This is a genomic window from Thauera sp. GDN1 (assembly GCF_029223545.1).
GTDB lineage: Bacteria > Pseudomonadota > Gammaproteobacteria > Burkholderiales > Rhodocyclaceae > Thauera.
The window spans coordinates 3,680,207-3,706,940 of the sequence record NZ_CP097870.1 but is presented as its reverse complement, the minus strand read 5'-3'; the positions used below and the strand labels follow the sequence as shown (position 1 = coordinate 3,706,940).

Genomic DNA, 26,734 nt, shown 5'->3' with positions numbered 1-26,734 from the left:
TGGGGGAGGTAACCTAGTGCCGCGCCGGCTCATACTCCGGCACCCACCTCTTCAGCACCATCCGCACCGCCTCGTCCGGCCACGGCCCCACGTGGCAGCACCCCTTATGCCGCTTCCCGCATCGGCACGATCGCTTCCAGCGAAGCGCCAAGCGCATCGCGTGCGCGCTCGACGTCGTAGCGCCGCTGCAGGTTCAGCCAAAGGTCTTCCGACGTGCCGAAGTAGCGGGCCAAGCGCAGCGCTGTGTCGGCCGTAATGCCGCGCTCTTCACGAACGATCTCGTTGATCCGCGCCGCGGTCACCCCCAGCGCACGCGCAAGCGCATTGCTGGAGAGCCCGAGCGGTACCATGAACTCCTCGCGCAGCACTTCGCCCGGGTGCATGGGGGCAAGCTTCTCGCTCATCGCGGCCTCCTTTCAGTGGTAATCGACAATCTCGACGTCCTCAGCCCCATCTGCCGTCCAGCGGAAACACACGCGCCACTGGTCGTTGATGCGAATGCTGTGTTGCCCCGCCCGATTACCCGACAAAGCCTCAAGCCGGTTTCCTGGCGGAATGCGTAGATCCTTGAGATCCTTTGCCGCGTCCAGCAATACCAGCTTTCGGCGAGCGCTCGCCTCAATATTGGCGAAGCGTGCAACACGTTCCCGTGCAAACAGTGCTGCGGAAAGAGGACAGCGGAAGCTCAGGATTGACATAAAAGAATGTATATCGATAACCGATACTTTTCAAGGCTCTTACCTCAATGCCGCGCCGGCTCATACTCCGGCACCCACCGCTTCAGCCCCATCCGCACCTCTTCGTCCGCCACCGGCCCCGGCTGTGCAAGCCACTGCTCCAGCTCTTCGAGGAACGTCCCATTCACCGGCCGCGAGCGCGCAATGCGCAGCTTGGGATGCGGCGTCTCGCGCGTCTCCTCCGCATCCGCCAGCAGCTCCTCGTACAGCTTCTCGCCCGGCCGCAGCCCGGAAAACTCGATGCGGATCTCGTCCTCCGTATACCCCGACAGCCGAATCATGTTGCGCGCCAGGTCCACGATCTTCACCGGCTCGCCCATGTCGAGCACGAACACCTCGCCGCCGTTGCCCATCGCCGCGGCCTGGAGCACCAGCTGCGCCGCCTCGGGGATGGACATGAAGTAGCGGTTGATCTCCGGGTGGGTCACCGTCACCGGACCGCCGCGGGCGATCTGTTCGGCGAACTTGGGGATCACGCTGCCGGTGCTGCCCAGCACGTTGCCGAAGCGCACCATCTCGATCTGCGTGCTGGCCGTACCCGAGCTGTGCAGCGCCTCGCAGGCCATCTCGGCCAAGCGCTTGGTCGCGCCCATCACGTTGGTCGGGTTCACCGCCTTGTCGGTGGAGATCAGCACGAAGCGCTCGGCGCCATGGCGCTGCGCGTGCGCCGCCACCAGTAGCGTGCCGAGCACGTTGTTGCGCACCGCCTGCCAGGCGTTGCCCACTTCCATCAGCGGCACGTGCTTGTAGGCGGCGGCGTGGAAGACGAGCTGCGGCTTCCAGGTGGCGAAGATCTCGTCGAGGCGCGCCGCGTCCTTCACGTCGCCGGCCAGTGGCACGATCTGGGTCTCGGGCTTGTGCACGCGGAACCACTGCTCGATGTTGTAGAGGGCGAACTCGCTCGCCTCCACCAGCACCAGCCGTGCCGGTGCGAAGCGGGCGAGCTGGCGACAGAGCTCGCTGCCGATCGAGCCGCCGGCGCCGGTGATCAGCACGGTCTTGCCGCCGATCATGTCCTTGAGGTGGGCGGAGTCGATCTTCACCGGCTCGCGCCCGAGCAGATCCTCGATATCCACCGGCCGCATGGCGTTGATCGCCACCTTGCCGCTCATCAGGTCTTCGATGCCGGGCACGGTGAAGACGTGCGCGCCGGCGCGCACCGCGGAGTCGGCTGCGCGCTTGAGCGCGTCCGCCGCGGCGGAGGGCATGGCCAGGATCACGTGCTGGGCCTTGAAGTCCTGCAGCACCTGCGGCAGTTGTTCGATTCCGCCGGCCACCGGGTGGCCATGGAGCTCCAGGCCCCACTTGGCCGGGTTGTCATCGACGAGCGCGACCACGCGCCAGTCCGCGCTGCGCTCAAGCTCGCGCACCAGCATCGCGCCGCCCGAGCCCGCACCGACAACCACCACCGGCTTGCCCGCTGCGCGCAGGTCGCCGTAGATGCGGTGCTCCTTCCACATCCGCCAGGCGGCGCGTCCGCCGCCCATCGCGATCAGCAGCAGCAGCGGGTAGAGCACGAGCATCGAGCGCGGAATGACCGGGCCCGGCATGCGATCGAGCGCCATCAGCGCAACCAGCGCGAGGGCGGAGACACCCACCGCGCGCAGCACACGCTTCAAGTCCGGCAGGCTGGCAAAGATCCACATGCCGCGGTAGAGGCCGGCCCAGCGGCAGGCGATTGCGTGGATCACCAGCAGCACGCCGAGGCCCATCCAAAGCTTCTGCATGTAATGGCCGGGCAACTCGAAGTTGAAGCGGATCCACATCCCACCGACCCAGGCGATCACCACCGCAAGCAGGTCGAAGAGGAAGACAAGAACGGATCGGAATGAGTTATTCATAGACAAGCAAGTATCCAACTATCGCCCGAGCGGGCGGCTTGTAGAGGGTGTGGGCTCAGGCGGAGCGCGCCTCGCCGGGCGCAAGCACCGCGTCGTCTTCGACCTGCACGCCGTAGCCGAGCGCGCTTCCGGCCTGCATCCAGGCGCGATGCCCCAGCACCGACCCACCCGCCATGCAGGCATTCACGCCGAGGTGTCCGAAGGCATCCACCCGGCAATGGTGGTCGACCGTTGCCCCGCAATTGACGATCACGCCCTCGCCAAGCTGGGCTTCCGTCCCCACCACGGCGCCCGCCATCACTGCGCAGCCCGCGCCCAAGGTAGCCGTCGGCGACACGAAGGCCGCGGGGTGAATCACGTTCAGCAGTTCGAAGCCGCCATGCCGCACTCGCGCGTGCAGCTTCTCGCGGACTGCGTTGTTGCCGATCGCGACTACGACGGTGTCGGCAAGCGTGCGCAGAGTGTGAAGCGAGTCCGTCCTGCCGAGCATCAGATACGACCACACCTTCGCGTTCGCATCCGCGCCGTCATCGACAAAGCCGATGAGTTCATCCCGCCCGACCAGTAGAATCGCCTCCGCCACGGAGCGCCCATGGCCGCCCGCCCCAATCACGATGACGCGCTTGCTCATGCCGCCTGCCTCACTTCATTTCACCCGCATGGAACTTGATCGCCAGGAGCACGAGCGGTCCATAGGCCAGCACGACCCCAATCACCCCGTCGACCTTGCCCGTGCCGACGAGCAGCGCAATCGGCAGCAGCCATGCCAGGTTGATCACGCCGACGGCCAGCGTCACCGGCAGATGGCGCCCGAACTGCCGTGACGCGTACTGGTAGGCATGACTGCGGTGCGCTTCATACACTTTGTCGCCACGCAACAGACGGCGCACCAGGGTGAAAGTCGCATCCACCACGAACACGCCGAGCAGGATCACCCAACTCCAGAACAACGCCGGATCCACCCAGCCCGCCTGGATCGACATGATGCCCAGTACTATGCCCAGGAAGCCGCTGCCCGCGTCGCCCATGAAGATCCGCGCGGGCGGGAAGTTCCAGTACAGAAATCCGGCCACTGCCGCGGCAAGCATCAGCGGCAACAATGCCAGGTCCGGCTTGCCAAGCAGCACATAAAGCAGCGCCCCACCCACGCACACACAGATCGCCTCCACGCTGGCGATCCCGTCGATGCCGTCCATGAAGTTGTAGAGGTTGAGCAGCCAGACCAGATACACCGCCACCAGGGCGAACCCGAGCCAGCCGAGATCGAACAGCACCCCGAAAAGCTGCAATGCCGGAGCGCCGCCCAGCCAGCCAAGCGCCCAGAAGGCCGCGACGAAGTGCGTGAGCAAACGCCAGCGCGCCGCGATGTGGCCGTGGTCATCCAGAAAACCGACCAAGGCGACGAATCCGCCCGCGCCAAGCAGCGCAATACTGGCGGACCAATCGAGGCCGCCCGTTGCCGCAATGAACGCAAGCGCAACCAGAAAGCTCACGACGATGGCAACCCCGCCACCGCGCGGCGTCGGCACCGAGTGCGAACTGCGCGCATTGGGGATGTCCATCAGGCTTCTCGCCAAGGCGTACCGGCGAAGCACGTACGTAAGTAGCAAGGCTGCACCTCCAACGCCCGCTACCAGCAACCAACTACTCATATCTGACCATCTCTCTAAAAGCCCGCTGCCACACGTGCTAATCCTTCGTCCACCGTCAATGGCGGCTTCCAGCCCAACACTTCCCGTGCCTTGGTGATATCCACCTGAAGCGAGCCACACAGGCGCTCGACCATTCCGCTCTTGCCGGCCGCACGCGCCATCGCCTTTAGCACGGGGACCGGCACAGGCAACAGGCGCGGACTCACGCCAAACGCTTTCGCCATTCTGTGCAAAAGATCCGCTGTCGATAGGTCTTCGTCATCGCCTGCCAGGAAGACCTGGTTTGCTGCCGCGGGGTGATATGCGCAAGTCATGATCAAGTCCACTAGATTATCCAGCCCAACGAGTGTCCGTCGATTCTGGGTTACCGCCCCGAGCGGCAGTGGAATCCCGCGTCTAACGGCGTTGGCGAGCTTTCCGAAATTGCCTGGCGCGCTTGGTCCATAGACGAGAGGCGGTCGAATGATCACCACTTCCATCCCCGTTTCCCTGGATAACTCCATCAAACCTTGTTCAGCTTCCCGCTTGGAAACGGCGTAGGGTTCCACTGGCTGCGGCGTATCCGATTCGTTGAAAGGTTTGATGCTTTGCGTGCCATTAACGCCGATTGAGCTGAGAAAAAGGAAGCGCTTCACCCCGACTTCGGCCGCTTGTCGCGCTAGCCGCAGCGTCCCTGCTGTGTTCACCTCCTGGAATAGCCTGAGAGGATCTTCTGCGTTTTCATTCAGCACGTGCGCTCTCGCAGCCGCATGAACCACAATGTCAACTTGTTCAAGCAGGGGTGACCACTCCGCATCATCTCCAAGCAAAGGCGACGGTACGTCAGTCCTGAGGTCCGAGGGCTGCCTCGTTGCGCCACGGACCACTGCATTCTCAGTGGAGAGTCGCGTCATAATCCTCCGGCCAACAAAACCACTTGAACCAGTTACAAGGAATCTCGATTTATTTGGGCTCATAAAATGGCTCTAAGCCGTTTCCAGTGGAAATTGACTTCTCAACATACATGATGGTAGTGCCCGTAGTCGCGGGCGATTGCCGGCACCAAGGGGCTTTGCGGTAGATGCTCGAGCTTGGACATTCGCAGGTAGGCGATCGCGATGAAGTTTTCCGGGTCACGGAAACCTCGGGCGGCGGCTTTCGCCTTCTGCAACAGGCTGTTCATCGCCTCGACGTAGGCGTTGCTGCGCCCGTCGAGCATGCCGCGCACGACACCGCCGAGATGTTCTTTCAAGGTGACCGCCAGGCGCTTGAACGGCTCGAGCCGCGAGCGTCGCGCCCAACTCATCCACTTCGTCAATGCGCCGAGGGCGATTGCTTCGCTGTTACTGTCCCGCGCCTCGCGGTAGACCAGCCGCAGGGCCTGCTTGAGTCGCCAGGCCCGCGCGCTCTTCAGATTCGAGCGCTGCAGCCAGTGCATCGCCTCGAACTGCGCGCGAGTCCAGCTCGCCGAGTCCTTGCGCATGCCCCACAGCAGTTGGCGAAGGGTCTTCTTGCCGTGCACGCCCACCGCCTCGCGGGCCGCTTCTGCCGAGTTGCGCATCTCTTCGCGTCGCACCTCATCCATCGCCGCGTTGGCAAGCGCCACGACGTGAAAGCGGTCATAGCTGATCTGGGCGTTCGGCAGCGACTGCTCGATCCCCTTGGCGTACGCCGCGCTCATGTCGATGCAGGCGTGTTCGATGGTGGCCGGATCGCCGCCATGCACGCGCATATCCTCGGCGAAGGCCCCCAGGGTTTGATGGTCACGACCGGGGCAGGCGAACAGCAAACGCTTGGCCGCCAGGTCATGCACCACGGTGATGTACTGGTGCCCGCGCTTGACGCTGGTCTCGTCAATGCCCACGTGGCGCACGCCCGACATGTCGTCCTTGGCACGGGCCACCTCGACATAGTGGCGCACCCGCCGCCACAGCCGCTTTGGCGCAACCCGCATCTGATTGGCGGCCTGGCGCACCGGCAATTCCCGGCACAGCGACAGGCCCAGTGCCTCGAACAGCAAGGTGAAGCCACTGCCCTCTCGTGCCCACGGCACCGGCAACTGCGTGGTCTTGCCGCAGCCCGAGCACTGCACGCGCGGCACCTCGGCATGCAACCACGCTTCGAACTGGAAGAAATCCAGGTGTCGCCAACTGCGGCGCACGCGGTCATGGATCAACTGATGCTCGAACCCGCATGCCGGACAGGCCGCACGACGGCCGGTGTGCTCAACCTCGAAGTCGATCCGCCGCTTGGCTGTGTTGAGCTCGACCTTGGCGACGTGCCAAGGCGGCTGCAGGCCAAGCGCGGTGGTGAAGAGGGCTTCGATCTGGTTGTTCATCAGGTGCGAGGTCGGCGTCAGTGTCGGGCGGTTGTACCGCCGCAGGTCATGTATGTTGAGAAGTCAATTTCCACTGGAAACGGCTTAGAGCCCATAAAATTTGAGTGGGCCAAGCACTGGCTCGGATCCGGTGAACTATTCACTTGCTAATTTGCCCGTTAGTAGTTCTATTGTTAAGTCCACAAGCGTCTCTAGATTTACCGCGATTAAGATTATTGAATGTAAAATGTTGGGTGCTGGAGCGAGAGCAGGGCACCAATTCGTACCCCAAACTCAAAAGTGGTGAGCGGGTTTCCCATGCCCCCTCCGTTGATCGCTTTACGGCTCCAACTACATTCATGCTATCGGACATAACGCGAAGCACGACAGCGCGTCCGATGAACCCCCTCGCACCGGTGACCGATGCCACGCACTCCTGGCCTGTTTCGGCAGGCTTAGGAAAAAGCCCGCCTAAACTTCTCGATCAAGCACGCGCCGATAAACATCCAGCGTCCGCTTATACATAACGTCGAACGAGAACTCTTGTTCGTAAATCTCCCTTCCCTTTCTACCCATCAGCTGCCGCAGAGGTGCATCCTCTAGCAGTCGAATAAGTCGATCTTTTAGTACCGATCTGTTCCCTTTGGGAACTAGGAAACCGGTTTGATTCTCTGCGAGAGACTCCGATACGCCACCCACATCCGAGGCGATCACAGGCAATTGAGCACGCATCGCCTCAAGGATTGATAGAGGAAGCCCCTCCCAGTTCGAGGTTAGTACAAATAAATCAGCACGAGCGAGCCGCGCGGGTACGTCATTGCATAAGCCCGAAAACTTAACACGGTTTGAAAGGCCGGCCCTGAGCACTCTATCCTTAAGCGCTGCCGTAAGCGGGCCATCCCCGATCAATTCAAGTGTCCAACGCGAATCACGAATTTCTTCCAGTGCGTCGATAAGAAGCGCATGATCTTTCTGCGCATCCAATCGTGCAACACAGACGATGCGTACGGCTTCTCCATCACCCCCTTGCGACCGAAGTTCTACAGGGACGTCTGGAACGCCGTTGTGTATTCGGATAAGAAGAGCTTCGTCTCCGACCCCTAACTTTAGTGCCAAACGTCTGTCGTACTCCGATACGCATATAATGGCGTTGCTGTATGCTGCCGAAATTCGTTCAAGGAGCAAAGATAGTCTGCTTGAGACTGCCGGAGTGCCATCAGTAAACGCCCATCCATGTGCCGTGAATACAGTGGGTAATCCAGCGAATTTTGCGGCAATCCTTCCGACTAACCCCGCCTTGGTTGAGTGCAAATGAATAATATCCGGACGGAGGATCCGAAGTGCTTTCCGGAATTCAAGAATAGCTAACAAGTCCAGATGCGGGCGAATGGGCCTGACTAGGAATCGCAAACGGATTACGCGGATGTTGCTTCGGCGAAGTAAATCAACGTATGGTCCGTCTCCGCCCACCAAAACCACGACATCGTGACCGTCTGCTTGAGCTGCCGAAGCGAGATCAAGCAGATGTATATGCGCACCGCCCACGGTGTCCGATCGTGTTATCAGAAATGCGATTTTCATCTGAAGCCCCATGGTGCTACGCGCCAAATTTCCCGCCTTTTCCGAGCAGTCCATGTGCCCAGCCAAGCGATATGTATTTAAGGTACCGTAGTTTGTTTGGTACAAATAATAAGAAAACGGCGACTCTAGATACGGAATAAGAAAGCTCTCGGATCTTATATTTCCAGGGGATGTAAGGCAGTTTGATAATCAGAAGCCCATTCCTAGATAAATAGTAGCGTCGTAACGGGGAGTGAATACTTATCTCTCGGCCGAGCACCCTTAAGCGATTGTCTCCAACGCTATGCTCCATCGAGACGCCGGGCACTCCAAATGACTTAAAGCCAAGTGAGCGAGCGCGTAAGCACCACTCGATATCAACGTAATCAATGAAGAATTCCTCGCGCATTAGCCCGACCGCTTCCAGTGCCTCTGTGCGAATTAAACTACCTGACGAAATTAGAAAGCTCGCTTCTATGACGGGGTTTTCGGGGCTAGGATAAATACTTCGTAGTTTAAAGCCGTCGATTTTAGAAAAAGGATACGGGTTATTTGTTCTAGGGTCAAAAAATGAAGGTCCTACTGCAGCAACCTTCTCCCCTCTTTCCAATAAAGTGGCTTCTGCTTTTAATAATTCTTCCACGAGGTTTGCAGGGGCGTAGCTGTCTTGGTCAAATATCAAGACATGGCTCGCGCCGCTTGCCCTGGAAGTCTGTATCCCTACGTTATGGGCCTTCGCAATACCGTAGTTATCTCCAAGTGCAATATGGCTGATTTTGTCAGACTCTGGGATTTGCGCCTTCATCTCCAAAAAATTGGTGCTCCCATTATCGACAAGCAAGACGTGTGAGACTTGGTTCAGGATACTATCAACAAGTCTTGCTAAAATGGGAATGTCAGGATTAAATAAAACAATCACGGAGTAAATAGAAGCGGGTCTTCTATTATTTATTGAGAGCATGCGGAGTGATCCTGTAGCGGAACAATTTAAAGTAAATTATCAAAAATACGGTAATGTATATCCAGAGAGTGAGAAGCTGGAAATACTGATCGTCAAAGAACTGCATTATGAGCGGATAGTATAAGAGGCTGTGAATTATTATAAACGGGGCGCTTCCCCCTCTTGCCTTCAAGTAAGAGTAAACGCTGATGAATCCCAGTAGGCCATTAAAAAAGAAAACGCCAAGTAAACCAAAGTCTATGAGATATGGTCTCAAGTACGTATATACATTTGTTCCGTATGGAACGTAGACATATGGCTGCAGCATCGGCGGGGGGGTAAGGTCGAATCCCAGTCGGGATAGCCACACCACCAGGTTGCGGAATACGTGCTCGCCGTTGCCCGATAGCCCAAAGCTGGTAAGCTCAGTTAAGGCGGGCAGTCCTGCTAAAGAGTAAACTTTTAACGATTCAACTACGAATTCCGAGCCCGCGGCCGAATCGGAGCTTCGCGCGAAAATAATCAAGAGAAAGGTCGATCCCAAAATCGCCGAAGCGAGCGCTATTGCTTGTGCTGACGTTGCCTTGCGCTGGACTAGCGTGGCGCCCACGAAAGCGCACAACAGAAACAATATGAATCCTTTCTGTACAAACAGAATTGAAACGCAAATAGGGAGCGTAAAAAAAATGACGTTCCGTATTGTAAAAATCCGTTTAGATACTATGTAGTGCAACAAGAAAACTATTAGGCAGAAGTAGAAGTAGTAGCCAATTCCAAACATATTTTGGCCGTCATTTTCGGTGAGCGCTTCACGCAGCCGATAAAAAAAACCTTGTGATATATCAAAGTTTGCAATTGCGAGGATGCGCCATAGGAAAAACGGGAAGATCGCCACGGCTAAAATCGTAAGGGCCGTTAGCGCGCGTGTGTAGTCCTTACTAGGCTCGATTTCCAATTTGCGCCTTTCCTTTCTTTGAGAGGCGTAGGCTGTCCATCCTCCTGTGCTAAAGCCTACGGCGGCGAGCGTGACTGCCGTGAGAATAAACTCATTAACTGAGGAGAAGTCGGGCCCAAATATTGCCAGTAGGGAAAGTACGGCGATCCAGACAAGATTCTGCAAAAAAGGAGGGTATGCAATGTCACGGGCGACAAAGATGTTTAGGCTTGCAAGAAGTCCGAGTGTCGCCGCCGTTAGTATTAACGTAAGGTCCATAATGACTGCTTTTTTCGCACTAAATAGTCAGCGGAAGGATTAAAGTTTAAGATACTTTGCCCTCAAGAGCAGGGCGATTAAGTCAAACGCTACTCGGCTCACCCACGCTGCTGCCGCGCCGAACAAACCAAAATGATAAATACCTATATACAGAATTGGTACATAAAGAGTTAGTTCAAGTAGGTGAAGCTGGGCTGTCGTTCGTGCGTCACCCGCGGCTTGGATTGCCGCATATGGTACGTAGGCCACTCCGTTCAGGAAAAGGCCAAGTGCCATTATCGTGACGACTCTCCATGAGTGCTCAGCGAACTCAGTCCCAAGCCAAAAGGAGAGGCCCCAATTAGAACAGATTGCAATGATCAGACAGATTGGGAAAAGCGTTAGTGTGACGACCTTTAGCGACCGCCTATACAGTAGCCTAGCAGCAGGTTTGTCAGTGATCATCACGGCGGTGAGGCGAGGAAATAGGACGGACGTCAAGGCAGCAGGAAGGAGTAATACACGAATCAAAATTTCAAAAGGTACGGTGTAGTAGGCGACAACGCTTGCTCCTAGCATGCTAGAGATGACAAATCGATCGGCTGTGACCATTAGTGGACTCGCGACGTTTGATAACGTCATCCACGCTCCGAAGGATAAAAGGCCCTTCAGGTTCTTGTGGGACATGCGTCCGGATCCGAGCGATCTAGGTAGCGTGCGACTTACAAATACAGCGTGCGCAGTGAGCGCAAATGCGCGAGCGACCATTAGGCCTCCGACCATTAGGGGTAGGGAGTCGCTAATAAGAAGAACAGATAATGCAGGAAGTCCGAAATTTGCCAAGCCAAGAGCAATTCGCAATATATTGACGGTTTTAAAGTCTTCGTAAGCTTCTAAAACGCCGCGTAGGCCGCTGGTGATGGTGGTCAGTGGAATGCCGATAGAGGCAATAAGTAGGGCGTGTGTAGTGCTTTCCTGAAGGCTAGGACTCACATTAAGCCAATGAAAGCCTAAAAGATTTGACGTTGAAGCTAGTAGAACTCCACCGACGGCTCCGGTGGCCGCCGCAAGAAATAAACCTGTTTTGATGAGGTCCGGGAGCGTCGATAGCTGATCGGCTGCTCGAGCCGAGGCGACTTGTTGGGTAAGTGCTCTGCCGAGGCCAAAGTCGAAGAGACTGAAGTATCCTATTAGGGCCCAAACTAAGGTAAGAACGCCGAATGATTCGACGCCAATCTTTTCTAAAAGATATGGAATCGTTATTGCTCCGAGCGCGAGAGGTAAGGCTATGCCTATTAAGTTCCAGACGGTATTGCGTTTTAAAGACATTTGGATTTTAGCGAGTCCGTCGTGCTGGTTCAGTTTGTAGTTAATTGTTTGGATAGCCGATCATTAACCGGAGATAAAGTTGATGACTTGCAGAGTGTACTGAGTGCACGCACGAGCGACGAATCCCGTACGTGATCCGTCAGGCGTAGGGCAATGGATTGCTCGGGAGCACGTCCCTCAAGAGAAGCGTGGCCCGGTCCTGGTAGTCGATACGGATTGCGACGCTGTCATGAGTTATGAGTGCCCCTCGGGGTTGCACTTCAGAATGTGTGTGCGAGCGGGTTGGTAAAGTACTTTGATCTGCTCACCGCTTTCAATAACCCACTCGCGGAGAGGGCTAGGGTAATGTGCATACCGACTGCCGACGCTCAGGAGTACTTTGGCGGAAACATGCAAGAGCATATTTTTCAAGAAGAGGGTGATGCGTCATGCATTGACGCGCCCTTGAGGGACGGGCGGCGCAACGCACCCTGTTTACTTGTTGCCGACAGCAGCGGCGTGCGTTGATGGCGGTTACGGACTACCGGCCGAAATTAGGGCTGATCCACGTCATGGAGTAGCCGGGCCGTGCGGTCCAAGACGAGTGTCGAAAGGAACTCAACATCGCGCTACAAACGTCTGCCTCCGTCACAGCGTCGTTTGCAAAGAATGTTTATCTGCGAACTGCATCCTGTGCTTGGCTATGAAGTAACCTAATCGGTCGTTGGATTAATCGGTTGGCCCGGCGGGCATGCTTCGATCAATCTTAGGCCTTTAGTGTCCTTTTCAGATAGTTTTGGTGTGGCGATGCCATGTTCTAATATTGGCCAATGAATATTCAGATCTGAGTCGTTCCACACAATGCATCGCTCGTTCTGTGGTGAGTAATACTCTGTGGTCTTGTAGAGGAAATCGGCAAATTCGGAGAGTACAAAGAAGCCATGTGCAAAGCCTTCAGGTATCCAAAGTTGATGTTTATTTTCCGCCGATAGCATCGCACTTACCCACCTGCCGAAAGTTGGGGAGGATTGTCTAATATCGACGGCCACGTCGAACACCACGCCATTGGTAACGCGGACGAGTTTCCCTTGCGGTTTCTGGATTTGATAATGCAAGCCGCGCAGCACACCTTTGCTAGAGCGCGAGTGGTTATCCTGAACGAACTGGCGCTGCAGGCCCGTAGCGTCCTCAAAGACTCGTTGATTGAAGCTTTCTAAGAAAAATCCACGATCGTCACCGAATATCGTTGGCTCAAATAGCACTACATCAGGAATGGCGAGACGTTTTGCTTTCATTGGGACGGAGCCTCGTTCAGCAGGCGTTGCAGATAGCGGCCGTAAGCGTTTTTGAGAAGCGGCTGAGAGAGTGTGTCGAGTTGGCCTGCATTGATCCAGCCTTTACGGAATGCAATTTCTTCTGGACAGGCGACCTTGAGCCCTTGGCGATGTTCCAGCGTGGCAATGAATTGGCTGGCGTCAAGCAGAGACTCATGGGTGCCGGTATCGAGCCAAGCGTAACCGCGGCCCATGATCTCAACGCTAAGGGATCCTTGTTCGAGATAAAGACGATTGAGGTCGGTAATCTCCAGCTCTCCCCTTGGGGAGGGGGTCAAGCTCTTCGCCAGTTCAACGACTTGGTCGTCGTAAAAGTACAGACCGGTGACTGCGTAACTTGACTTAGGCTGTGCGGGTTTCTCTTCGAGCGACAAGACCTTGCCATTGGTATCGAACTCGGCGACGCCGTAGCGCTCGGGATCGTTGACGTGATAAGCAAAAACACTCGCGCCTTTGGTGCGCCGCATCGCGCTACCAAGTAACCGGTGAAAGTCGTGGCCGTAGAAAATGTTGTCACCGAGCACGAGTGCAGACTGATCACGTCCAATGAAGGACTCGCCGATGATAAATGCCTGTGCTAGCCCGTCGGGTGAGGGTTGTACCGCGTAGTCTAGGTTCAGTCCCCACCGATCGCCGTTGCCCAAGAGTTGTTGAAAGCGAGGTGTGTCCTGAGGTGTCGATATAATTAGAATCTCGCGGATTCCAGCCAGCATCAGAGTGCTAAGTGGATAGTAGATCATTGGTTTGTCGAACACCGGCAGCAGTTGCTTGCTTATCGCAAGCGTCGCTGGGTGCAGGCGGGTTCCAGAGCCGCCAGCGAGGATGATGCCTTTTCGATTCATGTTCATGCCGTAACGCCTAGTCGTTCGCGTTGATAAGATCCATCTTGTACTCTGCGCGCCCAGTCTAAATTGCCGAGATACCACTGGACTGTCTTGCGAATACCGCTTTCAAATGTCTCTTTCGGAGTCCATCCTAATTCGCGCTTGATCTTGCTAGCGTCGATGGCGTATCGCAGATCGTGGCCGGGCCGGTCCTGTACGTAAGTGATGAGATCCTCAAAGTGCTTCACTCCAGAGGGTTTTATGGGTGCAAGTTCATCGAGTAGGGCGCAAAGTGCCCGTACAACGTCAATGTTGCGCTTCTCGTTGTGACCCCCAATATTATAAGTTTCGCCCACTACGCCATCCGTGACTACCTTGTATAATGCGCGGGCGTGGTCTTCAACGTAGAGCCAGTCGCGTACTTGATTGCCTTTTCCGTAGATAGGCAATGGTTTGCCGTCCAAGGCGTTGAGGATCATCAACGGAATGAGCTTCTCCGGAAAATGATAGGGGCCATAATTGTTCGAGCAGTTTGTGACAAGGGTGGGTAGACCGTAGGTGCGGCGCCAGGCGCGCACCAAATGATCGGAACTGGCCTTGCTAGCGGAGTACGGCGAACTAGGGGCGTAGGGCGTGGTTTCGGTAAAGAGATCCTCGGGACCTTCAAGGTCGCCATAGACCTCGTCCGTGGAGATGTGGTGGAAGCGGAAGCGCTCGTGGCCGTCCTCTTCTAGGCTATTCCAATAAGCGCGTGTGGCCTCGAGAAGGGTGTAAGTGCCAACGATGTTGGTCTCGATGAATGCGGCAGGACCGTCGATCGAGCGGTCGACATGCGATTCGGCGGCGAGATGCATCACTGCGTCGGGTTGGTGTTCGCGAAACACGCGATCCAACTCGCTGCGGTGGCAGATATCGACCTTTTCATATGCATAACGAGCATTGGTGCTGACTGTTTCTAGCGACTCTAGGTTGCCTGCATAAGTCAGCTTATCTACGTTCACGACGCTATCTGTCGTGTTGTTAAGGATATGGCGAATAACGGCAGACCCGATGAAGCCTGCGCCGCCAGTGATCAGTATTTTCATGTCTGGTCGGAATGTTTATTCAAAAATTGACCGCTTTGGTCAAATGAGTAGGCTTTGCGAACAACATCGGCAATTCCAGCCCCAAATTAAACGCGGACGGCCCGGCGCTGAAATGTTCCGAAAGCCTCGTTACTACAACGATTTGGACGGTCGCGTTGAAGTTGTTGCCTGAGGTTGCAACGACGTAAGGCTCGCCGCCGCGGGCCGATACTTCCTTGATCTTGCAGAGCAGGCTTTCGTCGGGCGATGTTCAATGTCCAGTCGTGGATGTTCGGCCCGAGATCCTGCAGCCGACTACCGGCGCTGATGAGCTCGAGCGTGTTGGCCAGCGCCTCGGGCTGCTCGAAGATCTCCTTCTGCATGTAGTGGCGGTACTGGCCCAGCTCGACCGCGTCGGCGGAGAGCTGCGAGACGACGACCGGGCGCTCGACGGGCGCGCCGCTGGCGTCGGCGATGCGCAGGCGGTCGGCGGTGAGCTCGGCGATGTCGCCGTTTTCCAGGTAGATGAGCTTGCGCGTGACCTGCAGCAGGGCAGAGGCGTCGGACGCGGCGTAGTGCCCGGCATGTGCGCCGTCCTCGACCAGGCCGAGCAGTAGCGGCGAGCCTTCGCGCGCGACGACGACCTTGCCCGGCTGGCGCTCGTCGATGACGGCGATGGCGTAGGCGCCGACCAGTTGGCGGGTGGCGGCGAGCACGGCGTCGAAAAGGTCGGGCCGCGTGCGCAGCTCGGCCTCGACCAGGTGCGCGATGGTTTCGGTGTCGGTGTCCGATGTGAAGACGTAGCCCTGGGTGCTGAGCGTGCTGCGCAGGGCCTCGTGGTTCTCGATGATGCCGTTATGCACGACGGCGATGCCGCCCGAGACGTGCGGATGGGCGTTGCGCTCGCTCGGCGCGCCGTGGGTGGCCCAGCGCGTGTGGGCGATGCCGGCATGGGCCGCGACGCCTTCGCTCGCAGCCGCCAGCTCCGCCACGCGGCCGGCCGTACGCACGCGCTGGACGCCGGTGCCGTTGAGCACGGCGATACCGGCCGAGTCATAGCCGCGGTATTCGAGCTTGCGCAGGCCTTCGAGCAGGACCGGGACGATATTGGCGGCCGGCGAGACGGCAGCGACGATTCCGCACATGGGGGTCAGGCCTTTGCGGCTGCGTTCGCCTTGGCTTTCGCGACGAATTCGGCGACGAAGGCGAGCATCACGCCCCCCATCATTCCCAGTACGGCGGCGAGGGCGAGCACCAACGCCTTCTTGGGCTTGGAGGGTTTGGCGGGTGCGGTGATCTCGCCGATCAGTTCGGTGGGGCGGGTCGCAGGCGGTGTCATCTGCTGGGACAGACGCAGCCGCTCGGTCGCTTGCTGATCGAGCGAGTTGGTGATCGGACTGCGTTCGATCATGAGCAGGGAAGCCTGGACGTTGTCGCGATCCTTGAGCTTCTCGGCGAGCTGAGTGAGGTCGGCGTATTGCTGCTGCAGCGCGGTGCGCTGCTCGTCCAGGCTCTTGAGGCGCTCGGCGATGGGCTTGAGGTTGTCCTCGAACATGGTCGTGTGCGTTTTCTGCACGCCCTTGACCACGTCGTCGAGCAGGCGCGCCGCGTCTTCGGGGCTATCGCCCTCGGCGGTGAGCTGGACGGTGGTCGTCACGCCCTTCTGCACGCTCGCGGTGGTAATGAAGGGGCGTTCGCGCTTGACGCCTGTGGCGACGTCCTCGCCGTACTGGGTGAGGATGCGGGATGAGAGTTCCTCGGCATTTTCGAGCATCACCGGCGGCGCAGCGTCGTCACCCTTCACCTGGCCGATCCGCAGCTTGACGCTGGCCTCATAGACGGGCGCCTTGAGGAACGCGAATGCCGCGCCCCCGGCCAGACAGAGGACGAAACAGGCCAGGATGAGCGCCTTTCGCCGGGCGAGGATCTGCCAGAGCTCGATCAGGCTGATCTCGTCGTCATCGTAAGGCTGGGTAGGCGGCTGGGAGGTCGGCATGGCGGGGAGGTCATTCGGGGAAACCCGGATTATCTCACTTGAGTGCCGCAGGCAGAAACTGGACGAACGTAATAGTTTTGTGCAGTGGGGAACTTCGGTCGAGGCACTTTGCGCGTGGGGCGCTTCTCGCAGGGGGCGGTGGGGTCAAGCCTTGCATTTCCTTATGCCTTGATTGTCAGTACGTTATCCGGACGTTATGATGAGGCTCGTCTCAGAAGATAGGAGTTGCCATGAGCGCCTTGAACCCCTCCAAAACCGAACGGATCGATGTCCGCGCCAGCAGCGCCGTCAAACAGTTGCTGCAAGAGGCAGCGCGCTCGTGCCACAAGAACGTCAGCGAGTTCCTGCTCGATGCCGGGGTGACCGCCGCCAACCAGGCCCTGGCGGATCGTCGTCACTTCGTGTTGAACGATGAAGAGTGGCAGGCCTTTCAGCAAGCGCTGGATCGTCCGGTGCAGGCCAAGCCGCGCCTGAAGAAGCTGCTCGGCGAGCCGGGAGTTCTGGATTGAGTGCAGCCTATGAACCGGTCCGCAAGCTCTCGGCAGAGGATTCGGTGGAGGCGTTCGAGTGTGGGCATCCGGCACTCGACCAATTCCTGCAGCGCTACGCGCTGGTCAACCAGAAGGCGAATAGCGCGCAAACCTACGTTTGTTGCCGAGGCGGCGAGGTGGTGGGCTTCTATAGTCTGGCCGTCGGTGGCGTTGATCCGGAGGATGCGCCGGCACGCGCTGTGAAGGGCTTGGCCCGGCATCCGGTGCCGGTCATGATCCTGGCGCGACTCGCCGTAGACAAGGACCACCAGGGCAGAGGGCTGGGCAAGGCGCTGCTGAAGGACGCGCTTCTGCGCACTGCCCAGGCCGCGGACATTGCCGGCATTCGTTGCTTGCTGGTTCACGCCAAGGATGAGGCGGCGCGGCAGTGGTATGTGTCCTGGGAGTTCGAGCCAAGCCCGACCGATCCTTACCACCTGTTCTTGATGGTCAAGGATCTGAAGGCGTTGCTGGTGGCGTGAATGATGCTGGGGTCAAGTCCTGCACTTGCTCAGCTACGTCCTTGCCGCGTCGAGGTGAGCCAGGAACCACGCATAGGTTGCTTGCAGGCCGCCCTGAAGTGAAATGCGCGCCTGCCACCCCAGCCGCGCCAGCCGGCTCACATCCATGAGCTTGCGCGGCGTGCCGTCCGGCTTGGTGGTGTCGAACACCAGCTTGCCCTCGTAACCGATGACTTCCACCAGCGTCTCCGCCAGTTCGCGAATCGTCACATCCGTGCCCGTGCCGACGTTGATGTGCGATCGCATCGGCTCGGTCTCGCTGGCGTAGCGTTCCTGCGGGATGTTCTGCAGATGCACGACGGCTTCTGCGAGGTCGTCCACATGCAGGAACTCCCGCATCGGCGTGCCGCTGCCCCAGATCACCACCTCGGGCGCTTTGGCCAGCTTGGCCTCGTGGATGCGTCGCATCAGCGCGGGGATGACGTGGCTGTTCTCGGGATGGAAGTTGTCGCCCGGGCCGTAGAGGTTGGTGGGCATGGCGCTGCGGTAGTCGCGCCCGTACTGGCGGTTGTAGCTCTCGCACAGCTTGATGCCGGCGATCTTGGCGATGGCGTAGGGCTCGTTGGTGGGCTCGAGCAGGCCGGTGAGCAGCGCCTCTTCCGTCATCGGCTGCTCGGCGAACTTGGGGTAGATGCAGGACGAGCCGAGGAACATCAGCTTGCTCACCCCATGGGTGTGGGCGGCATGGATGATGTTGGCCTCGATCATCAGGTTCTGGTGGATGAACTCGGCCGGGTAGGTGTTGTTGGCGTGGATGCCGCCGACCTTGGCCGCGGCCAGATAGACCTGGTCGATGCGATGGGCGGCGAAGAAGGCATTGACCGCATGCTGGTCGGTGAGGTCGAGCGCGTCGCGGCCAGCGGTGAGGATGTTGGCGCAGCCCAGGGCCTGCAGCCGGCGCACGATGGCCGAGCCGACCATGCCACGATGGCCGGCGACGAAGAGGGTGTCGGTGAGGTTCATTCTGCTGTGGGAGCGGCGGCAGCCGCGATCTCCAGGTTCATCATTTTTCAACGGCCACCGGCACGTCGTGCCCGTGCGCCTTCAGGAACGCATGCCGCTGCGCCACCTTGAGGTCTTCCGCCACCATCTCCGCGCACATCTCCTGCACGGTGATCTCCGGCGTCCAGCCGAGCTTCTCCTTGGCCTTGGTCGGATCGCCGAGCAGAGTCTCGACTTCGGCGGGGCGGAAGTAGCGCGGGTCGACTCGCACGATGACATCGCCGGCTTTCAGGGCCGGCGCCTTGTCACCCTCGATACGTTCGACGACCGCATGTTCTTCCACGCCCTTGCCCTCGAAGCGCAGCGTGACGCCCAACTCCGCCGCCGACCAGCGGATGAACTCGCGCACCGAATACTGCACGCCGGTGGCGATCACGAAGTCTTCCGGCTGATCCTGCTGCAGCATCATCCACTGCATGCGCACGTAGTCCTTGGCGTGGCCCCAGTCGCGCAGTGCATCCATGTTGCCCATGTAGAGGCACTCTTCCAGCCCCTGCGCGATGTTGGCCAGGCCGCGCGTGATCTTGCGGGTGACGAAGGTCTCGCCGCGGCGCGGGCTCTCGTGGTTGAAGAGGATGCCGTTGCAGGCGTACATGCCGTAGGCCTCGCGGTAGTTCACGGTGATCCAGTAGGCGTAGAGCTTGGCCACCGCGTAGGGGCTGCGCGGGTAGAAGGGGGTGGTTTCCTTCTGCGGGATCTCCTGCACCAGGCCGTAAAGCTCGGAGGTGGAGGCCTGGTAGAAGCGCGTTTTCTTGTCCAGGCCGAGCAGGCGGATGGCCTCGAGCAGGCGCAGCGTGCCCATGGCGTCGACGTCGGCGGTGTACTCGGGCGACTCGAAGCTCACCGCCACGTGCGACTGCGCCCCGAGGTTGTAGACCTCGTCGGGCTGTACCTGCTGCAGGATTCGGGTGAGGTTGGACGAGTCGGTGAGGTCGCCGTAGTGCAGGACCATGCGCGGGTTGGGTGTATGCGGATCCTGGTAGATGTGATCGATGCGCTGTGTGTTGAAGCTCGAGGCGCGGCGCTTGATGCCGTGGACTTCGTAGCCTTTGGCGAGCAGGAATTCGGCGAGGTAGGAGCCGTCCTGGCCGGTGATGCCGGTGACGAGGGCTTTTTGGGTCATGTGTACATACCGGGTTGGAGAGGTGTGGCTCAGTGGTGCCCCTGTCGGCTGGGCTACAATTTGCGCTGACCGTGCCTGAGGGGGCGCCGCATTATCCCACGGGCACATGAGCGCACAAAACGACCACACTGGACCTTCATGTCGATCTCTGCACCTCCCGCGAGCGATCGCGATCTTGTAGTCCGCCTCAACATGGACGTGGCCCCTGGCGGCATGGCCTTGTTGAGCCCGGGCGGGGCGATGCGCTGGGGGCGGTGCTTGTTCGACCTGAATCCTCCGCCCGGTGGTCGGGCCGACTTTGCAGTCGTGCTGGCGAACGCGCGGCCCTATGATCGTTTCGTTTGTGCGCCGCAGAACACCTTGTTCATCGCGGGCGAGCCGCTGGAAAAGAAGTTGTATGCGCCGGGGTTTTACCGGCAGTTCGGGCATGTGCTCGACACGCATCCGATGTCGCGTCATCCAGGCCTGATCCTCGGCGCGCCGGGGCTGAACTGGCATGTCGGACTCGACATGCGTTCGCGCACGTATAGGTTCGGATATGACTATCTCAAGGCGCTCACTCGGCCACCGAAGGAGAATCGTATCGCGGTGGTGTGTTCGAGCGCCAACTTCACGCAAGGCCAGCGCCACCGCCTTGCTCTGCTCGATTATCTCAAGCAGCGCCTGGGAGATCGCCTCGTTCACTTTGGACGCGGTTTTCAGCCGATCGACGACAAGATGGATGCGATTCTGCCGTATCGATACCAGTTGGTGCTTGAAAATACCTGTGCCGAGAACTATTGGACCGAGAAACTGGCCGACGCCTACCTGGGCTGGGCGTATCCGGTTTACCTCGGCTGCCCTAACCTGGATGCATTCTTTTCCCCCGACGCCTACTGTGCTATCGATGGCGGTGACTTCGCGGTCGCGGGGGATCGCATCGAGCGTTTGCTCGAACGGCCGGAGAGCGAAACGGAGATTGCTGCAGTGGCCGAGTCGCGTCACCGCGTACTGGACATCTACAATCCTTTGGCATGGGCTGCGCACTGGGCCGAGACGCTATACCGACCGGCGCCGGAGTCGGAGGTATGGATCCGCATCCACAAAGCGTTCAGGCCTTTCCCGCGTGGCTTGATCTATCGGATGCGTCAGGCTCTGGCTGGCTGAGTCATCCGCGTCATTCATTGCCCCATGAGCCGGTGCCGTCCGCGCACGTAGAGCTTTTCCAGTAGGTAACGGGTTCCCAGGGCTGGGTTGCGCTTGAGGCGGTTTCGACTTTGAATCAGGCAGCCGTCTTCCGGGATTGTGGCTGCCGTATTCTTTTCGTTCACGATCCGACAGATTGTGGCGATGGGACCGTATTTTTCCAGGATCAGCCGGCGGCTTTCAAGGATTGCGGGGAGACGTTGTTCGTATAAATTGTCGGCAATGGCGCGTTCGATAGTCGCGAAAGCGCCTTCGTAGTCCCGAATGTCGATCGGGATGTAACTTTCATCCGGAAAATAATCGGTAACGTTCGGGCAGCCGAAATAGAACGGTAGGCAGGCACCGAGAAAAGCGTCGGCGAGCTTTTCGGTCCAATGGTGCTTACCGGCGTAGTTCTCGATGGCCAGGTGGTAACGATAGGCATCCAGTGCGTCCGCCTTCTCGTCCAGCGGCTGCATGCCGTGACCGAAGATATCGAGCTCGGGTAGGTGCTCCTTGAGTGCCATTGTGAATGCGAAGCGCAGGTGGTGCAGCGTGTGTTTTTGCTGTTTCGATGAGCACACTGTTGAAATCAGGCGCGTCTTGTCGAGTGGTGGGTGCTCCACCATGTGGTCATAGTCTCCCCGTGGCGAGCGGGTCGAGTAGAACCAAGTCAGTGCTGGCTGTTCGTACAGCTGACCCGGGTGGTGCCGCAGCGCCCATGGCTCCTGCGCACTTAGCACCCAGCGAAACTGGTGCAGGTATGGTGAGCCGTAGGCCTTGATGGTAGAGGGTTCTACGGTAATCAGCAGGGTGTGCGCCTGGGGACATGCCAACTCCTCTTCCCAAAGTGAGTGGCGCTCACCGCTGACGGACGGCAACTCGTCATATACGACGAGCCAGTCGTAATTGCGTTCATGGCGATCGAAGACGAATCGACAGTTGCCCCATACGGGGTCGCGCCTTGGAAAGAGTCGCAGCCAGTCCTCGCCATCGTGGCCGGGTTTGCACTTGCTGAGGAGCTTGACGCGGATTTCTGGTTGAAGAGTATTGTTCATGCTTGAGAATGCTGATCAAAATCCGCGCTTTCTTTTGATCCAGCCTCGACCTGCATCGTGAAGTCCCTGTAGCCAGAACAGAGTTCGGCGCAGTGCTTTCGAGACGGAGTAGGGCAGAGTTCTACGTGCGTTGTCCGGGATGGCGGTAACGTGCTGTTTCTCGTAGCTGCGCCCTGTAATGTCGGAAATATCGTCTTTCTGATTGATGATCGATGTGCTCAAGGCAAGCACGATCATCGCTCTTGAAAGCGTTCTCGCATACCAGCGGTCGATTGCCCGGTTGCGGGTCAGCCATCGCCAGACACTTTGCCGTGTGGGGAGTTGGCTCAGCAGGAAGGAGTAGGCACTTTGATTGACGAGGTAGGCGTGCGCGGCGTTGCAGCCGTAGATTTGTACAAGGCGATATTGCCCAGAGAGCTGAGCGCTCTCACGAAATGGCCCAATGGGGTCGGTATAGCCGAGGTAGCAGACGTCCCAGCGCGTCGTGTCTAGCGCCTGCTTGAGCGGTTCGATGAGCGCGTCGAAATCATGTTCGAATTGGATATCGTCTTCCAGGATAAGCACTCGTTTCCAACCGCTTCTTGCAGCTGTCTCAATCGCCGCACGGTGGGATAGCGCACAGCCCGCACGACCAGCCCAGGTTCTGTCTCTTTTTCGGCCATGAAAATATGGCTTATGGCCGAAACCTTCGAGGGAAACACCCTTTACAGCTGACAGTCGGATTGGGATGAGTGGTGCGAGTCGGTCTGCCGCGTTCGTGATGAAGCTCTGCCAACGGTCGGATCGTTTGTCCAGGTTGATGACCAGAACGCCGTCGGCAAGCGGCGAGTGAGTGCTCATGTTCATTCGCTCCAGTACTGCGCGAGCCAAGTAGCTGGGCGAGTGTAGTGGTGTGGTTTTCCGTCCGAATAGCCTTTGATGGCCTCGTCAGGGTCTGGACGGCCGTGAAAGACGAGAATACGGCAGTCTGGTGCAACCTTTGGAGTAAGAAACAAGTTGAGCGGGAAGATGGGGCGGCAGTTCCACTTGTAGCTCTGTACCCACTCTTCGGGCCACCAGTTGACCTTCTTCATCGCGTGGGTGAGGAAGGCCTGCTCGGTGTTGAACATTTTACGGTCTTCGGCTTGCGCCATTTCGCGCAGGAAGGTCTCGTAGACCTCATTCGATTTGCCTGCATCGAAGCGGAAAACCGAGGAGTTGCCGACGGCGGGGCGGCGACCAAGCAGCGCTTTGCGGCGGCTGACCCAGTTGTGGATGATGCAGTACTCGCCTGGCTTGTAGTCGAAGAAACAGTCGAGCTTGCCCAGGATTATGAGGTCAACATCCATGAACAGCGTCGGGCCTTGCAGGCCGCCGAACCCGTCCTTGAGGACCATGAGCTTGACGAGGATGTCCGGCCAGCCGCGCTTGACGCCCGGATTCTCGGGGAAAGGGATGATCCGGATGGCCGGGTTGAGGCCGGTGGGATCGTCGGTGCAGCAATGAAAAAGGAAGGGGCGCTCGAGGTTTCTCGACACCGAACGGAAAAGCGTATTGACGTAGTGAGGGCCATAGCGGGTACCCCACTTGAGGCAGAGGACATTGATCGGAGTTTGGTTTGAAGTCACGAGGCAAGGACTCCTTTGCGGTGGCTGGCGGCTGTCGTGTCTTGTTTGTGGGAGTGTCTTGCCATGCCAAAGGCGTGGCACGCAAGAGCGATGAGCAGCACCCAGGGTCCGCGGAAGTGGTTGGAGGTGAGAATGGAGTATTCCAGGGTGCCGGCGACGAATGCGGAAGCAAGCAAGGCTAGCAAGGTCCGGGTGAGCGGTGTGTCCATGCGCAAGAGCCGGTAGCCGACCAACGCGATCGAGAGCAGGAACGCGCCGAGCGCGATGACCCCGCTGCTGAGCGCGAGGTCCGCAAGCATGTTATGCGGGGCGTTGATCCCGCTATGGCCGGGAATACGCATGAATGATTGAAAGCCCCAGCCGGCGAGGGGCCGCTGAGCGATGGATTCGAGGCTGAACTTTAGCGCGGCGGCACGGGTGTCGTCGCTGTGAGCGTTTGTGTCCTGCCAGTGGCTGATGAAATAGGCGATGGCCAACGAGCCGAGGATGGCGCCGTAGAGGCTGATACGTCGTGCTGTGTTTGGTGGGAAAAGTACTGCGATACCCGTCGCAGCGGTGATGATCGCGCCCCGTGACCCGCTGCTCAGAATCCCGAGCGCGAAGATCGACGTCGCGATCCAGAGCACCAGCCTCAGGGTTTGCGATATGCCGCGATCTCGGAGCAAGGCGGCACTTAGCACGAGACCCAGAGCCATGAAGAATCCATACGGGTTCGGGTTGCCGACGATGCCTTGGATTCTGATTGAGCGCCATGCTGTAAGGCTGAAGTCCGGGAGAAGGATCCATTGGCCCATGCCGATGAGGCCGTGCGCGAGTAGGCAGCCCAGGATCACCATCGTGAGCTGGCGGAGCGTGAGCCACTGCTTGTGAAGAAGAAACAGGACGCCAAGGCCGACGCCGAGCAGCCTCAGAATCAGGGTTGCCTGTTCACTCCATCGTGTTGCGGTTTCGAGGTGCTGCACGTGCTGTAGGGCGGTCGCACCGATGACAGGCACTAGCCAGAGCAGGGTCAAGCGGGCATATGCGCGCGCGGGTAGCGAAACCCAGAAATCACGTCTTGCGAGAAAGAGGGTGAGCAAGATGAGGACGCTGGAGATGTGCTGCGTTGCCCATTTGGCAGGCGTGCTGAACAGGAAGATCACCAGCAGGGCTATCGTGGCAAGGCTGGCAGGAGCAAGGCGCTGTTCTTGTTTTTGTGAGGGGCCGGTCATCAGCGGATTGTGGTCGATTAATGATTCTGGAAAAAAAAGGAGTATAGCGAGAGGGTTTCCGATTGCATTTCACCCAGCAGGAATCGGTGATTGACACGCACTGCTTCGGCGTGCCCGGCAAGGATGCTCCTGACGCTGCGACTGGCCGCCGCGACATCCCCCTTCGCCACCGCCCCATGCGGGAACAGCTCCCCGAGGATCTCCGCCACCCCCCCGTGCGCATACCCCACCACCGGCCGCCCCATCGCCAACGGCTCCAGCACCGTGCGCCCGAAGGATTCCGGTGTGCTCGACAGGCTCAGCACGCAGTCCGAGATCGCGTAGATCTCGCGCACGTCGCTGCGGTGGCCGGTGAACACGATGCGCTCGCCCAGCCCGTCCGCCTGCACGCGTTCGCGGATCTCCTTCGCGTATCCCGGCCGCTTCGGGTCCTCGCCGCCGACGATCAGCCCGACCACGTCCAGCCCGTCCGACAGCAGCGTGCGGACCAGGGTGATGAAGTCGTGATGCCCCTTCAGCCGCGTCAGCCGTCCCGGCAGTGTCAGCACCTTGCGCCCGGTAATCTGCGGAAACTCGGTGTGGAAACGCGCCATCCATTCGTCCGACGGCTGGTAATCACGCGGGAATTCCGCCGGGTCGATGCCGCGCGGAATGACCGTGATGCGCTCGTCCGCCAGATGCGGCCAGCGGCTGGGCGGGTAGTGCGTGCGGATGAAGTCGCGCACCGTGTCGCTGACCGCGATCACGCGCTCGCCGGCGCACATGATGGCGCTGTAGCGGCTGACCGAGTGCATGCCGTGCACCGTGGTGACGAAGTGCGGCCGGGCGTGGGCCGGCATGCCGCGCCAGGCGAGCCAGGCCACCCAGGCGGGCAGGCGCGAGCGGGCGTGGATGACGTCGAAGCGCTCCTGCTCGAAGAGCGTGCGCAGCGCGCGGTACTGCAGGAAGGTGGCCGGCGACTTGCGGCCGAGGTCGCGCTGTATGTGGCGCGAGCCTTCGCGCTGCAGCTGCTCGACCAGCCGCCCGCCCTTGGACAGCACCACCGATTCATGCCCGGCGGCGACCAGCGCGCGCGCGATCTCCAGCGTGCCGCGCTCGACGCCGCCGCTGTCGAGCGCGGGCAGGAGTTGCAGGACCTTGAGGGGTTTCATTCGTGCCTCATCCCTCGAAGAGATCCGCATGGGTGCCCGCGCGGACGAAGGTGATCTGCCGGTCGTCGGCGGTGTAGATGAGCAGGAAATCGCCGCCGACATGGCATTCGCGGTGATCGGCCCAGTCGCCCTTGAGCGGGTGGTCGAACCATTCCGGGCCGAGCGGGGCGTCGTTGGCGATGAGCAGCAGCATGACTTCCTTGAGCCGCTTCAGGTCGAAGCGGCCGGAGCGACCGAGGCGTTCCCAGTCCTTGTGGAAGCCCTTGCTGAAATCCGCTGTGCGGGGCAGCGCCGCCCGCTTGGCCTTAGCGGGTTTTTTCGAGCTCATCGAACAGGGCGTCGGCCGATTCGAAGCGTGCCTGGCGAGCCTTCATCATGGCGCGCGCCTCTTCCATGGCGGCGCGCGTTTCGGCGTTGGGAACCTTGAGTTCGAGCGGGAAGGCCTGGTCGTTGACCACGCGCTTGAGGAAGATGCGCACGGCGTCCGACATCGACAGGCCCATGGCGGCCAGCGCCTCGGTGGCCTGGGTCTTGACCTCGTCGTCGACGCGGATGTGGAGCATTGAACTCTGTGCCATGGCTTCCTCGCTTGCTGGGTGCCGATTATGTATCGCATATGAGAT

The 26,734-nt window shown here is 59.2% G+C and carries 27 protein-coding genes and 1 pseudogene; 3 read left to right on the top strand and 25 right to left on the bottom strand.

The window, feature by feature from the left end:
- Window positions 1-104: 104 nt before the first annotated feature.
- The 16 genes and pseudogenes from CKCBHOJB_RS17080 to CKCBHOJB_RS17005 all read right to left on the bottom strand — a co-directional run bounded on the left by CKCBHOJB_RS17080 (window position 105) and on the right by CKCBHOJB_RS17005 (window position 16,744).
- Window positions 105-404 carry a HigA family addiction module antitoxin gene (locus tag CKCBHOJB_RS17080; protein ID WP_281049865.1) on the bottom strand — a complete coding sequence of 100 codons (300 nt, stop codon included), beginning with the start codon at window positions 402-404 and terminating at the stop codon, window positions 105-107.
- Between the two features lie 12 nt (window positions 405-416).
- Window positions 417-698 (bottom strand): type II toxin-antitoxin system RelE/ParE family toxin, encoded by a 282-nt coding sequence (locus tag CKCBHOJB_RS17075; protein WP_281049863.1) that lies wholly within the window; start codon window positions 696-698, stop codon window positions 417-419.
- 44 nt (window positions 699-742) lie between these two features.
- The gene (locus CKCBHOJB_RS17070; RefSeq protein WP_348634852.1) at window positions 743-2,578 is read right to left on the bottom strand and encodes a nucleoside-diphosphate sugar epimerase/dehydratase; all 1,836 of its coding nucleotides are present in this window, start codon (window positions 2,576-2,578) and stop codon (window positions 743-745) included.
- A 55-nt stretch (window positions 2,579-2,633) separates the two neighbouring features.
- Complete coding sequence (locus CKCBHOJB_RS17065) at window positions 2,634-3,209, bottom strand: acetyltransferase (protein WP_281049862.1); 576 nt, start codon at window positions 3,207-3,209, stop codon at window positions 2,634-2,636.
- Between the two features lie 10 nt (window positions 3,210-3,219).
- Complete coding sequence (locus CKCBHOJB_RS17060) at window positions 3,220-4,140, bottom strand: glycosyltransferase family 4 protein (RefSeq protein WP_281049861.1); 921 nt, start codon at window positions 4,138-4,140, stop codon at window positions 3,220-3,222.
- Between the two features lie 104 nt (window positions 4,141-4,244).
- On the bottom strand, window positions 4,245-5,123 hold the full coding sequence (locus tag CKCBHOJB_RS17055) for an NAD-dependent epimerase/dehydratase family protein (RefSeq protein WP_281049860.1): 879 nt from the start codon (window positions 5,121-5,123) through the stop codon (window positions 4,245-4,247).
- A gap of 101 nt (window positions 5,124-5,224) precedes the next feature.
- Window positions 5,225-6,547 (bottom strand): ISL3 family transposase, encoded by a 1,323-nt coding sequence (locus CKCBHOJB_RS17050; RefSeq protein ID WP_281048728.1) that lies wholly within the window; start codon window positions 6,545-6,547, stop codon window positions 5,225-5,227.
- A gap of 450 nt (window positions 6,548-6,997) precedes the next feature.
- A complete protein-coding gene (locus tag CKCBHOJB_RS17045; RefSeq protein WP_281049859.1) occupies window positions 6,998-8,107 on the bottom strand; it encodes a glycosyltransferase family 4 protein in 1,110 nt (369 codons plus the stop codon).
- 16 nt (window positions 8,108-8,123) lie between these two features.
- The gene (locus CKCBHOJB_RS17040) at window positions 8,124-9,047 is read right to left on the bottom strand and encodes a rhamnosyltransferase (RefSeq protein ID WP_281049858.1); all 924 of its coding nucleotides are present in this window, start codon (window positions 9,045-9,047) and stop codon (window positions 8,124-8,126) included.
- A complete protein-coding gene (locus tag CKCBHOJB_RS17035) occupies window positions 9,031-10,239 on the bottom strand; it encodes an O-antigen polymerase (protein WP_281049857.1) in 1,209 nt (402 codons plus the stop codon). Before CKCBHOJB_RS17035 ends, CKCBHOJB_RS17040 begins: the two co-directional genes overlap by 17 nt.
- 39 nt (window positions 10,240-10,278) lie before the next feature.
- Window positions 10,279-11,547 carry a flippase gene (locus tag CKCBHOJB_RS17030; RefSeq protein ID WP_281049856.1) on the bottom strand — a complete coding sequence of 423 codons (1,269 nt, stop codon included), beginning with the start codon at window positions 11,545-11,547 and terminating at the stop codon, window positions 10,279-10,281.
- Window positions 11,548-12,239: 692 nt separating this feature from the next.
- Window positions 12,240-12,821: a dTDP-4-dehydrorhamnose 3,5-epimerase gene (rfbC, locus tag CKCBHOJB_RS17025; protein WP_281049855.1), complete on the bottom strand. Its 582-nt coding sequence runs from the start codon at window positions 12,819-12,821 to the stop codon at window positions 12,240-12,242.
- Window positions 12,818-13,702, bottom strand: a complete 885-nt coding sequence (gene rfbA, locus CKCBHOJB_RS17020; protein WP_281051715.1) for a glucose-1-phosphate thymidylyltransferase RfbA — start codon at window positions 13,700-13,702, stop codon at window positions 12,818-12,820. Before rfbA ends, rfbC begins: the two co-directional genes overlap by 4 nt.
- A 2-nt stretch (window positions 13,703-13,704) precedes the next feature.
- On the bottom strand, window positions 13,705-14,769 hold the full coding sequence (gene rfbB, locus CKCBHOJB_RS17015; protein WP_281049854.1) for a dTDP-glucose 4,6-dehydratase: 1,065 nt from the start codon (window positions 14,767-14,769) through the stop codon (window positions 13,705-13,707).
- 287 nt (window positions 14,770-15,056) lie between these two features.
- Window positions 15,057-15,893: pseudogene (locus CKCBHOJB_RS17010) on the bottom strand (glutamine--fructose-6-phosphate aminotransferase); the annotation flags it as partial.
- A gap of 5 nt (window positions 15,894-15,898) precedes the next feature.
- On the bottom strand, window positions 15,899-16,744 hold the full coding sequence (locus tag CKCBHOJB_RS17005) for a Wzz/FepE/Etk N-terminal domain-containing protein (RefSeq protein WP_281049852.1): 846 nt from the start codon (window positions 16,742-16,744) through the stop codon (window positions 15,899-15,901).
- A 230-nt stretch (window positions 16,745-16,974) separates the two neighbouring features.
- Between CKCBHOJB_RS17005 and CKCBHOJB_RS17000 the strand changes: the two genes are divergently transcribed.
- Both CKCBHOJB_RS17000 and CKCBHOJB_RS16995 read left to right on the top strand, forming a co-directional pair.
- On the top strand, window positions 16,975-17,253 hold the full coding sequence (locus CKCBHOJB_RS17000) for a DUF1778 domain-containing protein (RefSeq protein WP_281049851.1): 279 nt from the start codon (window positions 16,975-16,977) through the stop codon (window positions 17,251-17,253).
- The gene (locus tag CKCBHOJB_RS16995) at window positions 17,250-17,756 is read left to right on the top strand and encodes a GNAT family N-acetyltransferase (RefSeq protein ID WP_281049850.1); all 507 of its coding nucleotides are present in this window, start codon (window positions 17,250-17,252) and stop codon (window positions 17,754-17,756) included. Before CKCBHOJB_RS17000 ends, CKCBHOJB_RS16995 begins: the two co-directional genes overlap by 4 nt.
- A gap of 33 nt (window positions 17,757-17,789) precedes the next feature.
- Here CKCBHOJB_RS16995 and CKCBHOJB_RS16990 read toward each other — a convergent pair whose 3' ends face one another.
- Entirely contained in the window at window positions 17,790-18,758 is a 969-nt protein-coding gene (locus CKCBHOJB_RS16990; RefSeq protein WP_281049849.1) for a GDP-L-fucose synthase, read from the bottom strand.
- A gap of 40 nt (window positions 18,759-18,798) precedes the next feature.
- Window positions 18,799-19,920: a GDP-mannose 4,6-dehydratase gene (gene gmd / locus CKCBHOJB_RS16985; RefSeq protein ID WP_281049848.1), complete on the bottom strand. Its 1,122-nt coding sequence runs from the start codon at window positions 19,918-19,920 to the stop codon at window positions 18,799-18,801.
- 138 nt (window positions 19,921-20,058) lie between these two features.
- Between gmd and CKCBHOJB_RS16980 the strand changes: the two genes are divergently transcribed.
- Entirely contained in the window at window positions 20,059-21,066 is a 1,008-nt protein-coding gene (locus CKCBHOJB_RS16980; RefSeq protein ID WP_281049847.1) for a glycosyltransferase family 10, read from the top strand.
- Window positions 21,067-21,080: 14 nt separating this feature from the next.
- On the opposite strand, the gene CKCBHOJB_RS16975 is transcribed toward CKCBHOJB_RS16980, so the two are convergent.
- From CKCBHOJB_RS16975 to CKCBHOJB_RS16945, 7 genes are read right to left on the bottom strand one after another with little or no spacing between them, the layout of a single operon-like run.
- Window positions 21,081-22,142 carry a glycosyltransferase family 10 gene (locus tag CKCBHOJB_RS16975; protein WP_281049846.1) on the bottom strand — a complete coding sequence of 354 codons (1,062 nt, stop codon included), beginning with the start codon at window positions 22,140-22,142 and terminating at the stop codon, window positions 21,081-21,083.
- A 15-nt stretch (window positions 22,143-22,157) separates the two neighbouring features.
- On the bottom strand, window positions 22,158-22,982 hold the full coding sequence (locus CKCBHOJB_RS16970; RefSeq protein ID WP_281049845.1) for a glycosyltransferase family 25 protein: 825 nt from the start codon (window positions 22,980-22,982) through the stop codon (window positions 22,158-22,160).
- A 2-nt stretch (window positions 22,983-22,984) separates the two neighbouring features.
- Window positions 22,985-23,749 carry a hypothetical protein gene (locus CKCBHOJB_RS16965; RefSeq protein ID WP_281049844.1) on the bottom strand — a complete coding sequence of 255 codons (765 nt, stop codon included), beginning with the start codon at window positions 23,747-23,749 and terminating at the stop codon, window positions 22,985-22,987.
- Window positions 23,746-24,960, bottom strand: coding sequence for an O-antigen ligase family protein (locus tag CKCBHOJB_RS16960; RefSeq protein ID WP_281049843.1), 1,215 nt, complete (start codon window positions 24,958-24,960; stop codon window positions 23,746-23,748). The genes CKCBHOJB_RS16965 and CKCBHOJB_RS16960 overlap by 4 nt, the downstream gene beginning before the upstream one ends.
- Window positions 24,961-24,977: 17 nt before the next feature.
- Window positions 24,978-26,111: a glycosyltransferase family 4 protein gene (locus CKCBHOJB_RS16955; protein ID WP_281049842.1), complete on the bottom strand. Its 1,134-nt coding sequence runs from the start codon at window positions 26,109-26,111 to the stop codon at window positions 24,978-24,980.
- Window positions 26,112-26,118: 7 nt separating this feature from the next.
- Window positions 26,119-26,439, bottom strand: a complete 321-nt coding sequence (locus tag CKCBHOJB_RS16950) for a type II toxin-antitoxin system YafQ family toxin (RefSeq protein WP_281049841.1) — start codon at window positions 26,437-26,439, stop codon at window positions 26,119-26,121.
- Window positions 26,417-26,689 (bottom strand): type II toxin-antitoxin system RelB/DinJ family antitoxin, encoded by a 273-nt coding sequence (locus CKCBHOJB_RS16945; protein ID WP_281049840.1) that lies wholly within the window; start codon window positions 26,687-26,689, stop codon window positions 26,417-26,419. Before CKCBHOJB_RS16945 ends, CKCBHOJB_RS16950 begins: the two co-directional genes overlap by 23 nt.
- Between the last annotated feature and the right edge of the window lie 45 nt (window positions 26,690-26,734).

Coding starts and splice junctions, on each gene's coding strand:
- CKCBHOJB_RS17080 (WP_281049865.1), bottom strand. CDS start 404: ATGAGCGAGAAGCTTGCCCCCATGCACCCGGGCGAAGTGCTGCGCGAG.
- CKCBHOJB_RS17075 (WP_281049863.1), bottom strand. CDS start 698: ATGTCAATCCTGAGCTTCCGCTGTCCTCTTTCCGCAGCACTGTTTGCA.
- CKCBHOJB_RS17070 (WP_348634852.1), bottom strand. CDS start 2,578: ATGAATAACTCATTCCGATCCGTTCTTGTCTTCCTCTTCGACCTGCTT.
- CKCBHOJB_RS17065 (WP_281049862.1), bottom strand. CDS start 3,209: ATGAGCAAGCGCGTCATCGTGATTGGGGCGGGCGGCCATGGGCGCTCC.
- CKCBHOJB_RS17060 (WP_281049861.1), bottom strand. CDS start 4,140: ATGGACATCCCCAATGCGCGCAGTTCGCACTCGGTGCCGACGCCGCGC.
- CKCBHOJB_RS17055 (WP_281049860.1), bottom strand. CDS start 5,123: ATGACGCGACTCTCCACTGAGAATGCAGTGGTCCGTGGCGCAACGAGG.
- CKCBHOJB_RS17050 (WP_281048728.1), bottom strand. CDS start 6,547: ATGAACAACCAGATCGAAGCCCTCTTCACCACCGCGCTTGGCCTGCAG.
- CKCBHOJB_RS17045 (WP_281049859.1), bottom strand. CDS start 8,107: ATGAAAATCGCATTTCTGATAACACGATCGGACACCGTGGGCGGTGCG.
- CKCBHOJB_RS17040 (WP_281049858.1), bottom strand. CDS start 9,047: ATGCTCTCAATAAATAATAGAAGACCCGCTTCTATTTACTCCGTGATT.
- CKCBHOJB_RS17035 (WP_281049857.1), bottom strand. CDS start 10,239: ATGGACCTTACGTTAATACTAACGGCGGCGACACTCGGACTTCTTGCA.
- CKCBHOJB_RS17030 (WP_281049856.1), bottom strand. CDS start 11,547: ATGTCTTTAAAACGCAATACCGTCTGGAACTTAATAGGCATAGCCTTA.
- rfbC (WP_281049855.1), bottom strand. CDS start 12,821: ATGAAAGCAAAACGTCTCGCCATTCCTGATGTAGTGCTATTTGAGCCA.
- rfbA (WP_281051715.1), bottom strand. CDS start 13,702: ATGAATCGAAAAGGCATCATCCTCGCTGGCGGCTCTGGAACCCGCCTG.
- rfbB (WP_281049854.1), bottom strand. CDS start 14,769: ATGAAAATACTGATCACTGGCGGCGCAGGCTTCATCGGGTCTGCCGTT.
- CKCBHOJB_RS17005 (WP_281049852.1), bottom strand. CDS start 16,744: ATGCCGACCTCCCAGCCGCCTACCCAGCCTTACGATGACGACGAGATC.
- CKCBHOJB_RS17000 (WP_281049851.1), top strand. CDS start 16,975: ATGAGCGCCTTGAACCCCTCCAAAACCGAACGGATCGATGTCCGCGCC.
- CKCBHOJB_RS16990 (WP_281049849.1), bottom strand. CDS start 18,758: ATGAACCTCACCGACACCCTCTTCGTCGCCGGCCATCGTGGCATGGTC.
- gmd (WP_281049848.1), bottom strand. CDS start 19,920: ATGACCCAAAAAGCCCTCGTCACCGGCATCACCGGCCAGGACGGCTCC.
- CKCBHOJB_RS16980 (WP_281049847.1), top strand. CDS start 20,059: ATGTCGATCTCTGCACCTCCCGCGAGCGATCGCGATCTTGTAGTCCGC.
- CKCBHOJB_RS16975 (WP_281049846.1), bottom strand. CDS start 22,142: ATGAACAATACTCTTCAACCAGAAATCCGCGTCAAGCTCCTCAGCAAG.
- CKCBHOJB_RS16970 (WP_281049845.1), bottom strand. CDS start 22,982: ATGAGCACTCACTCGCCGCTTGCCGACGGCGTTCTGGTCATCAACCTG.
- CKCBHOJB_RS16960 (WP_281049843.1), bottom strand. CDS start 24,960: ATGACCGGCCCCTCACAAAAACAAGAACAGCGCCTTGCTCCTGCCAGC.
- CKCBHOJB_RS16955 (WP_281049842.1), bottom strand. CDS start 26,111: ATGAAACCCCTCAAGGTCCTGCAACTCCTGCCCGCGCTCGACAGCGGC.
- CKCBHOJB_RS16950 (WP_281049841.1), bottom strand. CDS start 26,439: ATGAGCTCGAAAAAACCCGCTAAGGCCAAGCGGGCGGCGCTGCCCCGC.
- CKCBHOJB_RS16945 (WP_281049840.1), bottom strand. CDS start 26,689: ATGGCACAGAGTTCAATGCTCCACATCCGCGTCGACGACGAGGTCAAG.